Origin of the sequence: Bradyrhizobium sp. 62B (assembly GCF_030272265.2) — a bacterium.
Classification (GTDB): domain Bacteria; phylum Pseudomonadota; class Alphaproteobacteria; order Rhizobiales; family Xanthobacteraceae; genus Bradyrhizobium.
This window is the reverse complement of record NZ_CP092842.1, coordinates 395,736-409,559: the sequence shown is the minus strand read 5'-3', so window position 1 is coordinate 409,559 and position 13,824 is coordinate 395,736. Positions and strand designations below refer to the sequence as shown.

The window sequence follows — 13,824 nt, the reverse complement described above, 5'->3', positions numbered from 1 at the left end:
ACCTGCCCCTTTGAGGCCATGTCGCAGCTTGACCTCACCGAAAAATCAATAATACGATATTATTCGGTGAGATATTTATGCTGCAGGGAGGCGTTCCGTGAAGAAGTACCAGATGTATATCGGTGGAAAGTGGGAGGATCCGGCCTCGGGCGAGTGGTTCGAGACCATGAACCCCTACACCGCAGAGCCCTGGGCGCTGATTCCGCGGGGCAATGCCGAGGATGCGGCGCGCGCTGTCCAGGCGGCGCATCGCGCGATGAATGTGGGGCCGTGGCCCAAGATGAATGCCACGCAGCGCGGCGCGCTGATGCGCAAGCTGGGTGATCTGATCGCGGCGAATGCGGAGCGGCTCGCCGAAATCGAGGTGAGGGACAACGGCAAGCTGATCAGCGAGATGCGCGGGCAGCTCAACTACATTCCGCAATGGTACTATTACTTCGGCGGCCTCGCGGACAAGATTCAGGGCTCGGTGATCCCGATCGACAAGCCCAACATGTTCACCTACACCAAACACGAGCCGGTCGGCGTCGTCGTCGGCATCATCCCCTGGAATTCGCCGTTGATGCTGGTCGCCTGGAAGCTCGCTCCGGCGCTGGCTGCGGGCAATACCGTGGTGCTCAAGCCGTCGGAATTCACCTCCGCATCGCTGCTCGAGATGATGGCGCTGGTCGAGGAGGCTGGCTTCCCGCCGGGTGTCATCAACGTCGTCACCGGCTTCGGAAACGAGGTCGGGCCGGCGCTGGTCGAGCATCCTCAGGTCGCCAAAATCGCCTTCACCGGCTCCGATGCCACCGGCCAGAAGATCTACGAAGGTGCTGCGCGTGGCCTGAAGCGCGTCAGCCTCGAGCTCGGCGGCAAGTCTCCCAACATCGTGTTTGACGACGCCAATCTCGACAATGCCGTAAACGGCGCGATCGCTGGCATTTTCGCGGCGGTGGGGCAGGCCTGCATCGCCGGATCGCGGATGCTGGTGCAGGAATCGGTGCATGACGCCTTCGTCGAGAAGCTGCTGAAGGCGGCGGCAACGATCAAGATGGGCGACCCCATGCAGAACGAGACCCAGGTCGGGCCCGTCGCCAACCTGCCGCAGTTCGACAAGGTGCTCGCCTACATGGAGATCGGCAAGAAGGACGGCGCGCATCTGGCGCTTGGCGGCGAGAGGGCCCGCCGGCCGGAATGCGGCAAGGGCCTCTTCGTCGAGCCCACCGTCTTCACCGGCGTCAAGAACAGCATGCGCATCGCGCAGGAGGAGGTGTTCGGCCCGATTCTCTCCGTGATTCCGTTCCGCGACGAGGAGGAAGCCGTCGAGATCGGCAACGACATCCTCTTTGGTCTGGCCGCCGGCGTCTGGACGCAGAACATGAAGCGCGCCCACGTGATGGCCGACCGGCTGAAGGCCGGCATGGTCTGGGTCAACACCTACCGCATGGTGAGCTACATGGCGCCGTTCGGCGGCTACAAGCGCAGCGGCCTCGGTCGCGAGAACGGCATCGAGGCGATCAACGAATACATGCAGACCAAGACCGTCTGGATGAGCAGCGGCGACGAGCCCTATCCGTTCGTCCTGCGATAGCCGACCGGCGCGGCCTGATCCCGGGGCGCCCCTCCGGGATCAATTGCCAACTGATCGTAATATAGTAGTATATTACTTAAAGACGATCGCGGGCCAACCCCGAGATCAAAACGAGGAAACAGGGAGGAGCTCCGCATGAGAGCAACGTCGGTCGTCGCCTTGGCCATAGCAGGCCTGTGTCTGTCTGATATGCCGGGGCAGGCGCAAATGAAGGACGTCTCCAAGGCGGTCGTCCTGAAAGGCGCCACCTTGATCGATGGATCGGGCGGGAAGCCGCTCGCCGATTCCGTCCTCGTCATTCGCGACGGACGCATCGCGTCCGTCGGGACGGCCTCGGCGGTCAAGCTGCCGTCCGGCGCCGAGGTGGTCGACCTCAAGGGCAAGACCATCATGCCCGGCATGATCTCGGATCATTCCCACGTCGGCATCGTCAGGGGCCTCAAGGCAAGCCCGGACAATTACAATCGCGATTACATCCTGTCCCAGCTTCGGCAGTGGGAAGCCTACGGCGTCACCACGATCACGTCGCTGGGGCTGAACGCACCCGAATTCTACGAGCTGCGCGCGGACCTGCATGCCGGCAAGGCGCCGGGGGCGGACATCTTCGGCGCAGACCGCGGCATCGGCGTCGCAATGGGCGCGCCGCCGGTGGCGATCGTGCCGGTCGGCCCGAGCCAGATCTATCGCCCGGACACGCCGGACGCCGCGCGCGACGCGATCCGGGAGATGGCCGGACGCAAGACCGATCTGATCAAGATCTGGCTCGACGATTTCGGCAAGCTGCTGCCCGTGAAGGTCAAGCCGGAGGTCTACACCGCCGCGGTCGACGAGGCTCACAAGAACAAGCTTCGCGTAGCCTTCCACATCAACGACCTCGAAGATGCCCAGGCGGCGCTGAAGGCCGGCGCGGACATTCTGGCCCACGGTATTCGAGACAAGGAAGTCGATGCGCCGACCATCGCGCTCATGAAGAAGAATGCTGCCTGGTACGTTCCGACCCTGGCACTCGACGATTCCAATTTCATCTTCGCCGACAAGCCGAAGGTGTCGGCTGATCCCTTCGTGAACCGGGCCCTCGATCCCGCGGTGAAGACGCAACTGGAGGATCCGGCATGGCAGCAAAAGGTTCACGACGCCCCCGGCTCCGAACGCGCCCGCAAAGCACTGGCGATGAACCAGAAGAATCTGATGACGCTTTACAAGGCCGGCATCGCAATCGGGTTCGGATCCGATTCCGGCGTCGGTCTGCGCTTCCCCGGCGTTGCCGAACATCGCGAGCTCGATCTCATGGTCGAAGCCGGCCTCACGCCGATGCAGGCGCTGACCATCGCGACCAGCGGTGCGGCGAAGCTGCTGAGGCTGGACGACCGCGGGCTGCTGCAGGTCGGCAAGCTCGCCGATCTCATCGTGCTCGACGCCGATCCCTCGAACGACATCACCAACGCCCACAAAATCTCGGCGGTCTGGCATCGCGGAAAGCCCGTCGCGGGGCCGATTGCGACGTTTGCGCAACGATGAATGGTGGCAGCGACGGTGCGCTCTTGCGCCGTCGTAGCCCGGCAGGGACGGAGTCTGCCGGCATGCCCGCCCAGTCAAACGCTCAGGAGAAACACATGGGAAAGCTGACTCGACGCGCCGTGATCGCCGGTGCACTCGCCGTGCCCCTTACTGCCAGGGCGCAGGAATGGCCCGCGGGCCAGATGAAGTTGATCGTGCCGTTCCCCGCTGGCGGAACGCTGGACGCCATCGCCCGTCTGGTTCAGCCGGGTTTGCAGCAGCGAATGGGAACGACGATCATAATCGAGAACCGCCCAGGTGCGGCCGGCAGCATCGGCACCGCGGCGGTGGCAAAGTCGCCGCCGGACGGCCGCACCTGGCTGTTCGTGTTCGACACGCACGCAACCAACCCAGTCATGCAGCCGAACCTGCCGTTCGACTCGGAGACCGATCTCGAACCGGTGATGCTGTTGGGAACGGCGCCGAACATCATCGCGTGCCAGCCGTCACGCCCGTATCAGACCCTGGCTGAACTGATCGCAGCTTCGAAAGCAAAAGCGGGCCGTTTCACCTACGCCTCGGCCGGCACGGCAAGCCTTGGGCATCTGACCATGTTGCGCCTCGCTAAACGCTCAGGCGGGCAGTGGGCGCATGTGGCCTATAAGGGCGGCGCTCCCGCCGTCAACGACGCGATCGCCGGGCATGTCGACATGATCATCGCATCAAGCGCGGTGCTCAACAGCCAAATCGAGGCCAAGATGCTGCGTCCCTTGGCGCAGACCGGAGCGACAAGGCATCCGACGCGGCCCGACGTGCCGACACTCGTCGAAAGCGGTTTTCCCGATCTGACCGCAACCCCGTGGTGGGCCCTTTACGCGCCGGGAAAAACGCCAAAGCCCATGATCGAGCGTTTTCACGCCGAGATCAGCGCGGTGATGAAAGAGGAGACTGTCGCAGACAAGATCAAGGCTTTGGGACTGACGATCGTTGCCAGTGACCCTGACTACATGCGCAAGTTCTACACTGAGCAGGCGCAGACCTGGGGCCAGGTGGTCCGCGACAATGGCCTAAGAGAAGGCGGATAGGCGGCTCGGTTTACCGAGGATTTGGCCGATCACTACACCATCACCCGTCCAACCGGATTGTTCGGCTCCGCGTCACGACGCGGTCGTCCTCGCGGCCGTCTCGCCCGAAGCGCGGCCTCGGCCTCCAACGCCGCTTGATGAGCCGCCGCCGCCTCAAGCTGCTCCAGCACCTTGAGGGTCGCTCTCGCGCCCATGTTGACGTGATTGACGGCGGCCTGCCACGCCGCCTGCGGCTTCCGTGCGATGATCGCGTCGATGATCGCATGGACCTCGACAGCGTTTTCCTTCAGGCGTTCGGGCTGCGACAGAACAATGGGACGGAGATAGCTGAGACGTGCGCGAATGACGCTCACGAAGCCCTTGACCACGTTGTTGACTGAAACGCTCATCAGGAATTCGTCGAGCTGATTCTTGCATTCGAGCACCTTGGCGACGCTGCCTGACTTGAAGGCGCGGTCCAAATCTCGTTTGAGACGATGCAAGTCCTTGATCTCGCCCTCAGAGATCCTCTCGGCAGCGGTCCTTGCCGTTAGCCCTTCCAGCATACCCCTGACTTCATAGTGTTGCCGCGCCTCGTCGGGCGATACGCGCGCCACCACGGGTCCTTGATTGGGGATGTTGTCGACGATGCCTTCGGCCTCAAGTTGCCGCAGGGCTTCACGGACGGCCGTCCTACTAACGCCGGTCCATGCACACAGCTCGCCTTCCTTCAACCGCTCGCCAGGTTGAAAACGGCCATCGATGATGGCGGTGCGCAGATTGCTTGCGACCTGTTGCCGAAGCGGTGCGGCCGTGGTCGGCACGCGCTGGACTTTTGAGGCCTTCACCCAGTAGTTCCTTGTACTAATTCAGTAATTGGCATCATACAATACTAGTTGATTAACCTGCTGCCTAGCGGCGATTTTTGCTTGCTCAGGTTTGAGACGGTCAGGCTGACACCCCGAATGTCCCACTTACGAACGAGAGCTAGCCGGGGTCGCTTCGGCTGGACAGGGCAACGCCGTCCTTGCCCGCAAGGCGCCAACTCAAAAGGGGGGCGGCGGACTGCAGCCCAATTTCGCGGTTCCGGCGATCCTCTTTGCAAAGCGCCCTTCAATCCTCGCAGACCGATTTTTACCTAAGATGCTGATGAGCTCGGCAGCCGCGGCCGTAGGAATGCGTATGCCCAAGCTCGCCGGGAGGAACGGGCACTAAGAAACCAACGGCCACTGGTGTGCTCTGCCAGGCTCGCATACGGTGCGGGGCTAGACATTGTGAGGGTCAAAAATTCATGCGGCAAGCTCAGTTTGACGGTTGGTTGAAGCGCAGTCGCGATCCCTTCCGCACAAGCCGAACGGCATTTGCCATGGCGTCTCAATTTGCCCGTTCATAAGCCATGGACCTACGTCAGCTACGATACTTCGTTTTCGTCGCGGATCTGAAAAGCATCGCCCGCGCTTCGGCTCACCTTGGCGTAGCGGGCCCTGCCATCAGCCGGTCAATCAGTGCTCTCGAGGACGAACTGCGAACGCCGCTGTTCGACCGAGACGGGAGAGGTATGCAGATGACGGAAGCAGGCCTCATGCTGCACCGAAGCGCATCCCAAATCCTGCGCGACGTGGAGCTTGTCCGTCAGGAGGTGATGGCCGAAGGTAAACACCTGACCGGCGACGTGATTATCGGAGCCACGCCGTCGGTTATCGCCATGGCGGGAGCGGAGCTCATCAGGGCCTGTCGCGAACGTCTGCCTCGCGTTCGTCCGCGCTTACTTGAAGGATATAGCGCTTATTTGCAAAACTGGGTGCTGACGGGCTCGATTGATGTTGCATTGGTCAATGGCCTTCAGCCCGATAGCCCTCGCCTCGTCAGTGAGTGCCTTGCCGTCGAGCGGCTGTTCGCCATCGGGCCCCCAGGGATGTTCGCTGGCGATCCGGTCGGCCTTGCGAGCCTCCTTGAACATGCTCTGCTGCTTCCATCGGCTCAAAATCCGATCCGAAGTTTGCTGGATACGGGCGCCGCTGGCCTCAATCTGTCCGTATCCACGGTGCTGGAGATCGACTCCGTTACCCTTCTGAAGGACCTCGTGCGACAGGGCCTTGCTCCCGCTGTCCTGCCCTTCGGCGCTGTCAAATACGAGCTCGAGACTGGGGTCTTGAGCGCCAGCCCTATTGTCAGCCCCGAAATCAGAAGCGATCTGGATCTCATTTACCTTGCCGATCGTCCGCCAACGCGAGTGGCATCCGAGGTGATCGACATGCTGCTGGAAATCCTACGCCAGATCGTTTCCGAAAAGGAGCCGAATGGTTTCGTCGAGATCCGGCATCGTGCCAACGCCCGCCGCAAGGCAAAGACGTAGCTAAATTGCCAAAGGCCAGAAGCGCGTGCCCATATAGCTCGATAGTGTTCACTTAGCTCGTAAGGCCGGCCGAGTTGGTGCGCAACACTCGAAGTGAGGCGATGGTACCGAAGCCGAAGGGCCTCATGGTATTAAGCGCAGTCGGCCTCACCATAGGGGCGTCATCGCTTAGTCCGCCTACGTGTTCTGCGCGCTCGAGATGGGGCGTTTGATGAGGTTGACCTTCGCCAAACCGTCGAGCACGGTTTCCGGCCGAGCCGTGAACGGCAGCAAGTCCAGCCAAGGCTCCATTTCCCAGACCACTGGCCTTCGCGCGTCGGACTTGCGGGGCCTGCGGTGGGTCGATGTCGACTTCACCAAGCGCGAGATTCATGTTGTGAGCGCGCCGACGATACAATCAGCTCGGCCGCCCGATCAGGCTCGGGTGAGCAATCCATCCCATTGCCGCCGATCGCGTTCAATGCATTGCGTGAATGAAAGCTGCAATGTCCCAAGACCGATCTCGGATTGGTATTTCCTAATCCGGTGAAGGACGTCGAGATCGCCACCCGCGATCACGTCGTCAAACGGGTCTGTGGCCGGCGGAGATTAGGGGCATGGGACTCGAAGGTAGTCCAGGAGCGGCTTGGCCGACCATTGCGATGACCCTCGACATCTACGGTCACCTCCGCGTCATGACGACAGCAAGGAATTGGTCGTCGCGGAGCGGGCATTACTTGGTTAATGCCGGATTAAGCGGCTGTAGGCCGTTAAGAAGGTTAGATCCTGGTTCGGTAGATGTCGTCGATCGGCGACATTTCAAAATGTTAGCGAACGATGACATATGGTAATGTAAGCGAATCCTGACATTTGGATATTCCATGCTCACACGCACCGCAGCCGATCTTGGCGCCGTCATCCGCGACCGGCGCAAGCGCCTCAAGCTCGATCAGTCGACGCTGGCCAAACAGGTTGGTGTCAGTCGCCAATGGATCATCGAAGTCGAGCATTGACACCCGCGCGCAGAACTCGGGCTCATCCTTCGCGTCCTTGATGCTCTCGGCATCAAGCTCGATGCAGACAGCAATCTCTCCTCGGGCCACGCCGCCCCGAAGTCCGCCGTCGATCTGGATGCCATTGTGGCGAAAGCCAAGAAAGGCAAGCCATAATGGCCGAGCTCATTGCACTCCTTGAGTCGGTCGCGTCCGTAGTGGTGCACGCGGCCGGCTGACCTTTATCTATGACAACGCATGGCGTAACGCGGAGGGGGTCTATCCCCTGTCACTCTCGATGCCGCTTGCCGCCGAAGAGCATGGTCCAGCCGCCATTCACGCCTTCCTATGGGGGCTGCTTCCCGACAACGAGCAAGTGCTCGAGCGTTGGGCCAAGAAATTTCAGGTATCAGCGCGCAACGTATTTGCTCTCATCTCGAACGTCGGTGAGGACTGCGCAGGCGGCGTTCAGTTCGTCACACCCGATCGACTGGAGACTCTGAAAACGGGCTACAAGATCGAATGGCTTGACGAGCCAGAAATAGCAAACCGGCTTCAAGCCTTACGCGAGGATCACGCTGCCTGGCGTCTGCCCCGCGATACGGGTCAATTCAGCCTTGCGGGCGCCCAGCCGAAAACCGCTCTTCTGCTACAAGACAGTCGCTGGGGTATTCCATCGGGGCGAATCCCGACCCCCCATATCCTTAAGCCGCCAGGGGCGGAGGACTATTGCTCCCTTAAAGCTGGATTGCCCAAACGGTAATTCGGCTGTCCCCGCAAAGTCGCTAATCCTACCAAATCCTGAATTTGGAGGAGCGGATGCGTTTAGGCGCCGATATTGGGGGAACTTTCACAGATATCGTCCTCGTCGACGACGAGACCGGCTTATTTCGGCTCGGCAAGGTCCTGACAACTCCAGATCAGCCCGACAATGGCGTAATCAATGGAATTAAGCAGGTCATCAATGGTGATGCAGGCCAAGTTTCCCATGTTGTGCATGGGACAACGCTTTTCACCAACGCGCTGATCGAGAGAAAGGGGGCTCTGACCGCTCTCGTTACGACGCGCGGATTTCGCGATGCCGTCGAAATTGCCCGCGAGCACCGCTACGATATGTATGATCTCCGGCTGCGTCGTCCCGCCCCGATCGCCCGCCGGCGTCACCGGTTTGAGATTGCCGAGCGAATTCTGTCCGACGGAACAATCCGCCAGGCGCCCGACGAGGACGACATCACGCGCATCGCCGAGGAGATGCGCAGAATTGGCATCGAAGCAGTTGCCGTCAGTCTCATCAACGCCTACGTTTGCCCTGATCACGAGCGCGTCGTTGGCCGTATCCTACGGGAAAAGCTGCCCGGAGTTGCGATAACTCTCTCCAGCGACATCTCCCCCGAAATCAGGGAATTCGAGCGTTCGACGACGGCGCTCTGCAATGTCTACGTCAAGAGTATCGCCGAGAAATATCTGACGCGGCTCGAAGCGCGCACGCGCGAAGAGCTCAGCGATGCAGCCGGTCTTTACGTCATGCAGTCGAATGGCGGCCTGCTCACCGCCAGCCAAGCCATCGAAGCGCCGATCCGCCTTGTTGAGTCGGGACCTGCGGCCGGCGCGTTGGCGGCGGCACATTATGCCAAGTCACTCGGAATTTCAGACGTTCTCTCTTTTGACATGGGCGGCACCACCGCCAAGGCCTGCCTCATCGTCGATGGCGAGCCTCTGCTGGCCCCGGAATTCGAGGTCGATCGGCAATATCAGTTCAAGAAAGGCAGCGGCCTTCCGGTCAAGGTGCCCGTCATCGAAATGATCGAGATCGGCACGGGCGGCGGTTCGATCGCGCAGATCGATGCACTTGGCCGCCTCAAGGTCGGGCCTCATAGCGCGGGATCCGTGCCAGGACCTGCCTGCTACGGGGCGGGAGGGGAACGACCAACGGTCACTGACGCCGATCTGCTGCTCGGTTACCTCAATGCAGGCTTCTTCCTCGGCGGAGATATGAAGCTCGACAAGACCGCCGCAGAACGTGCCATTAACGACCAAGTCGGTGCCTCGCTTGATCTCGACACGATAGCCGCAGCCTGGGGAATCCATCAGCTGGCAAACGAAGCAATGGCTTCTGCTGCGCGCATTCACGCCATCGAGCGGGGGCGCACCATTTCCCAGTTTCCGATGTTTGCGTTCGGTGGCGCGGGGCCGGTTCACGCCTACGGCGTCGCGCGCGTCCTGAAGTTGCCGAAGATCATCTATCCGTTCGGTGCGGGCGTCATGTCAGCCGTCGGCTTCCTCACCGCGCCACTGGCATTTGACTTTGTGCGATCAAGCCCAGCACGGCTGGAACAACTGGATTGGGGCGCAGTCAATCGGTCTCTCAAAGAAATGGAAGAGGAGGGGCGAAGCCGTCTTGCTCATTCAATGGGTGATCGAGAGGTCTCGTTCCGCCGCTGGGCCGATATGCGCTACCGCAAGCAAGGCTTCGACATCCGTGTGCCGATTCCCGCCGGTAAACTCGGGCCAGACAGCATCGCGGAAATCACCGCTTCGTTCGAGCGGGTCTACACCGAACTCTACGGACATACCGTACCCAACACACCGATCGACGTGATGTCATGGCGAGTGGTCGCATCGGGGCCCAAGCCTGACTTCAAGCTGCCGGTCAATACGTCGAAGTCCGATGGTCCACTCAAGGGCTCCAGAAAGATCTACGTCCCTGACGCGGGTCTCATCGACGTGCCGGTCTACGACCGTTACCGCCTTGGAGCCGGTGATCGACTGCAGGGGCCAGCCATCATCGAAGAACGTGAATCGACCGTTGTTATCAACGGACCCGGCGAAATCAGCGTCGATCAAAACCGTAATCTCATTGTCGATCTCGAGGTGGCCCGATGAGCGCCAAGGAACTGGACCCCATCACGCTCGATATCATGTGGGGGCGGCTCATTGCCGCCGTGAACGAGCAGGCCGCGGCCCTGATGCGTTCGTCCTTTACGTCCATCGTCCGCGACGCCGAAGACCTTTCTGCGTGCGTGTTCGATCGCCGCGGCCGGATGGTGGCCCAATCGGTCACGGGCTCGCCGGGGCACATCAATTCCATGGCGACAGGCATGGAGCACATCCTGAAGACGTTTCCGGTGGATACGCTGCAACCCGGGGACGTCATCATCACGAATGATCCTTGGATTACGGTCTCTCAGCTTCACGACATCACGATTGCAACGCCCGTATTCCACAATGGGCGGGTCGTGGCGCTCTTTGCGAATTGCTGCCACGCACTCGACATCGGTGGCCGGGGGCTGTCATGTGATGCTCGCTCTGTCTATGAGGAGGGGCTCTTCATCCCGATCATGAAGCTGCACTCGCAGGGGAAACCGGTTGACGCCGTATATCGACTGATCGCTGCAAACGTACGCACCCCCGATGAAGTGATTGGAGACATTCACGCCCAGATCACCGCGAATGAAGTCGGAGCAAAGCAGCTCAAGTCCTTCCTTGAAGAGTTCGATCTCGCAGATATCGAAGCCGTGGCGGATGCCATCGTCGCGCGCACTGAGAGGGCGATGAGAGCCGCGATTGCGGCTCTGCCCAACGGCTCGCATCCGTTCAAGATCACCATCGACGGATTCGATAAGCCGATCGAGATTCATGCCAGGGTCACCATCAAGGACGATGAAGTCATCGTCGACTATGAAGGCTCTTCGTCAACGGTTGATCTCGGTATCAACGTCGGTTTCAACTATACTGTTGCTTACACCACCTATGGCGTAAAGTGCGCAATTGCGCCGGACGTACCCAATAACGCCGGTTCGTTCACGCCGATACGCACGATCGCCGCCGTCGGGTCGATCCTCAACGCTCAGCATCCTGCTGCCGTCGCCGGACGTCATACGGTCGGTCACTTCCTCCCTTCGGCCATCATGGGCGCGTTATCGGGTATCCTGCCGGATAAGGTGATGGCACCCGGTGCCGACAGCCTCTGGAACACGCATATCAGCGGCTTCGATAAGCGCGACAATCAATTCTTCTCATACACTTGGTTCTCGACCGGCGGAACTGGCGCCCTCAAGGGACTCGATGGCCTCTCGGCGACCTCCTATCCAAGCGGTGTCGCCGGTGTGCCCGTGGAAATCATCGAGGCTTTGACGCCTCTGGTCGTACGGCAAAGAGCGCTTCGACCTGATTCCGGCGGCGCCGGCGAACATCGTGGTGGCTTAGGCCAGACCATGGAAGTCGAAGTTCTAACCGAGAAGCCCTATCTCTTCTCGGGCATGTACGATCGATGTCACTATCCCGCGCCGGGCCTCTATGATGGTAAATCCGGCGCGACCGGTTCGATCGCCAGTTCGAATGGCGAGGAGGTCCGCCCCAAGCTGAGCCGCATGTTGCCGCCCGATACGGTTTTGACGCTCTCGCTACCCGGCGGCGGCGGGTTCGGCGACGTCACACGTCGAAGCCGAGAGGCCATCCTCGACGACGTGCTCGATGGTTACGTAACGCCCGAGGCGGCGAAGCGTGACTACGGTTTCGAATACACTCTTCCCCAGAAGTCGCAACGGAGCGTTTGATGCCAATCCAGTCCCGCTTTGTCCTGATTGCTTCAATGGACGTCGATCCCGCGCACGAAGATCTCTTCAACGAGGTCTACGATGGGGAGCACGTCCCGCATCTCCTGAAAGTACCAGGGGTTCGCAGCGTTACGCGCGTCAAGGGCGTTCCCTTCGCATTCGCCATTGCCAACGGCATCAAGGATATGCCGGCGCCCGAGCCAATATACACGGCGATTTATGAGATCGACCATCCGGACGTCCTGAAGAGCGCCGAATGGGCAAAGGCTGTCGAGGCGGGCCGATGGGCAAGTGAAGTGCGGCCGCATACGCAGAATAGGCACCACGCAGTCTATGAAAGGCAATCCACCAGCCCATAAAAGAGCGCGCGCCAACTAATCAAACGTCATGACGCTGTCGGGGTGTCAATGACGGCCACATCAAATGATAACCCGCAGGAGATAGGGATGACGACAAGCGTAGAGACGACATTGACGCCGCAGCTCGACACTTTCGGCCCGAGCAAGGCAGGAAAGATGCGGCGGCTTGCGCTCGCCAGCATGGTGGGGACGTCGCTGGAATGGTACGAGTTCGTGATCTACAACTCGATGGCAGCGCTGATCTTCAATAAACTCTTTTTTCCGTCGTTTGATCCGATTGTCGGTACAATTCTAGCGTTTTCGACTTATGCTGTAGGTTACGTCTCGCGTCCCATTGGCGGAATCATCTTCGGTCGTCTCGGCGACAAGGTCGGCCGTCGTGCCGTCCTCGTCTACACGCTCGCTTTGATGGGCATCGCGACCCTGACGATGGGCTTGCTGCCTACCTACGGGAGCATCGGAATCGCCGCGCCCCTGCTGCTCGTTGGTCTCAGGACCGTTCAAGGCATCGCGCTCGGTGGCGAGTGGGCTGGCGCCATCCTGCTTTCTGTGGAGCATGGCAAGCCACAGAATCGTGGGCTCAATGCGTCGTGGACACAGGTTGGGCCGTCTGCCGGTACTCTTCTCGCGGCAGGTGCCATCGCCATCACGACAACGCTGCTGAATGAGGCTGATTTCCTGTCCTGGGGCTGGCGTCTTCCGTTCCTGGCCAGCACCGTACTGGTGTTCTTCGGGTTCTGGATCCGCTGGAGCGTGGAGGAGACGCCTCATTTTCATCAACTGCAGGCCGGCCATGCGACCACAAAGGCGCCGATTGCCGAGGTGCTGAGGAACCATTGGCGCAACCTGTTGGTGGCCGGTAGCGTTCGAATCGGTTCGGACGTGGTGTATGGGCTGCTTGCCGTATTCACTTTGACTTATGTCACTCAGAAGCTTGGGTTGAGCCGCACATTGGCCCTGACCGCTGTTCTGATTGGCGCTGGCGTGCATGCCGTATCCGTTCCGCTGCTTGCGGCGCTCTCGGACCGGATTGGCCGACGTACTGTCTACGGGCTCGGTGCTTTGGCCTCGATCCTGGGCAGCTTCGTTCTGTTCGGGTTGTTCGACACAAAGTCCCCGGGCATCATCATTGCCGCAGTTTCAGTCGGCATGGTGTTTCAAGCCGCAATGTTCGGACCGCAAGGCGCCTTCGTGACTGAGCAATTTCCAACGCGTGTGCGATACACGGGCTCCTCGCTCGCCTATACCTTCGCCGGTGTCCTCGGCGGAGGTTTTGCGCCGCTGATCTTCGCGACCTTGTTGAGGGAGTATCCCGACACGTATGCGATTCCATTCTACGTGACGGGCGCGCTCGTTATCACGCTCATTGCCTTGTTGGCAGCAACGGAGAAGGCCGGTCGCGAGATCGATTAGCGACCTTGCGAGATGTGGTGCCGCACATCGGCGAT

The 13,824-nt window shown here is 60.5% G+C and carries 11 protein-coding genes and 1 pseudogene; 11 read left to right on the top strand and 1 reads right to left on the bottom strand.

Going from position 1 to position 13,824, the window contains the following annotated elements; translation table 11 throughout:
- The first annotated feature begins 97 nt into the window (after nucleotides 1-97).
- The 3 genes from ML401_RS36910 to ML401_RS36900 all read left to right on the top strand — a co-directional run bounded on the left by ML401_RS36910 (nucleotide 98) and on the right by ML401_RS36900 (nucleotide 4,155).
- Nucleotides 98-1,573, top strand: a complete 1,476-nt coding sequence (locus ML401_RS36910; protein WP_285813344.1) for an aldehyde dehydrogenase — start codon at nucleotides 98-100, stop codon at nucleotides 1,571-1,573.
- A gap of 135 nt (nucleotides 1,574-1,708) precedes the next feature.
- Nucleotides 1,709-3,091, top strand: a complete 1,383-nt coding sequence (locus ML401_RS36905) for an amidohydrolase family protein (protein WP_285813343.1) — start codon at nucleotides 1,709-1,711, stop codon at nucleotides 3,089-3,091.
- Between the two features lie 95 nt (nucleotides 3,092-3,186).
- A complete protein-coding gene (locus ML401_RS36900) occupies nucleotides 3,187-4,155 on the top strand; it encodes a tripartite tricarboxylate transporter substrate binding protein (protein WP_285813342.1) in 969 nt (322 codons plus the stop codon).
- 32 nt (nucleotides 4,156-4,187) lie between these two features.
- Here ML401_RS36900 and ML401_RS36895 read toward each other — a convergent pair whose 3' ends face one another.
- Nucleotides 4,188-4,982: a GntR family transcriptional regulator gene (locus ML401_RS36895; RefSeq protein ID WP_285813341.1), complete on the bottom strand. Its 795-nt coding sequence runs from the start codon at nucleotides 4,980-4,982 to the stop codon at nucleotides 4,188-4,190.
- 548 nt (nucleotides 4,983-5,530) lie between these two features.
- Between ML401_RS36895 and ML401_RS36890 the strand changes: the two are divergent.
- The 8 genes and pseudogenes from ML401_RS36890 to ML401_RS36855 form a co-directional block, all read left to right on the top strand.
- Nucleotides 5,531-5,653, top strand: a pseudogene (locus tag ML401_RS36890) (LysR family transcriptional regulator); the annotation flags it as partial.
- A gap of 39 nt (nucleotides 5,654-5,692) precedes the next feature.
- Nucleotides 5,693-6,490: a LysR substrate-binding domain-containing protein gene (locus ML401_RS36885; RefSeq protein WP_285813340.1), complete on the top strand. Its 798-nt coding sequence runs from the start codon at nucleotides 5,693-5,695 to the stop codon at nucleotides 6,488-6,490.
- A gap of 860 nt (nucleotides 6,491-7,350) precedes the next feature.
- Complete coding sequence (locus ML401_RS36880; RefSeq protein ID WP_285813339.1) at nucleotides 7,351-7,482, top strand: helix-turn-helix domain-containing protein; 132 nt, start codon at nucleotides 7,351-7,353, stop codon at nucleotides 7,480-7,482.
- A 214-nt stretch (nucleotides 7,483-7,696) separates the two neighbouring features.
- Nucleotides 7,697-8,224 (top strand): HipA N-terminal domain-containing protein, encoded by a 528-nt coding sequence (locus tag ML401_RS36875; protein ID WP_376717459.1) that lies wholly within the window; start codon nucleotides 7,697-7,699, stop codon nucleotides 8,222-8,224.
- A 56-nt stretch (nucleotides 8,225-8,280) separates the two neighbouring features.
- Nucleotides 8,281-10,344: a hydantoinase/oxoprolinase family protein gene (locus tag ML401_RS36870; RefSeq protein ID WP_285813338.1), complete on the top strand. Its 2,064-nt coding sequence runs from the start codon at nucleotides 8,281-8,283 to the stop codon at nucleotides 10,342-10,344.
- A complete protein-coding gene (locus ML401_RS36865) occupies nucleotides 10,341-12,017 on the top strand; it encodes a hydantoinase B/oxoprolinase family protein (RefSeq protein WP_285813337.1) in 1,677 nt (558 codons plus the stop codon). The genes ML401_RS36870 and ML401_RS36865 overlap by 4 nt, the downstream gene beginning before the upstream one ends.
- Nucleotides 12,017-12,376 carry a DUF4286 family protein gene (locus ML401_RS36860; protein WP_285813336.1) on the top strand — a complete coding sequence of 120 codons (360 nt, stop codon included), beginning with the start codon at nucleotides 12,017-12,019 and terminating at the stop codon, nucleotides 12,374-12,376. Before ML401_RS36865 ends, ML401_RS36860 begins: the two co-directional genes overlap by 1 nt.
- Nucleotides 12,377-12,532: 156 nt before the next feature.
- Entirely contained in the window at nucleotides 12,533-13,789 is a 1,257-nt protein-coding gene (locus ML401_RS36855; protein WP_285813378.1) for an MFS transporter, read from the top strand.
- Nucleotides 13,790-13,824: the final 35 nt, after the last annotated feature.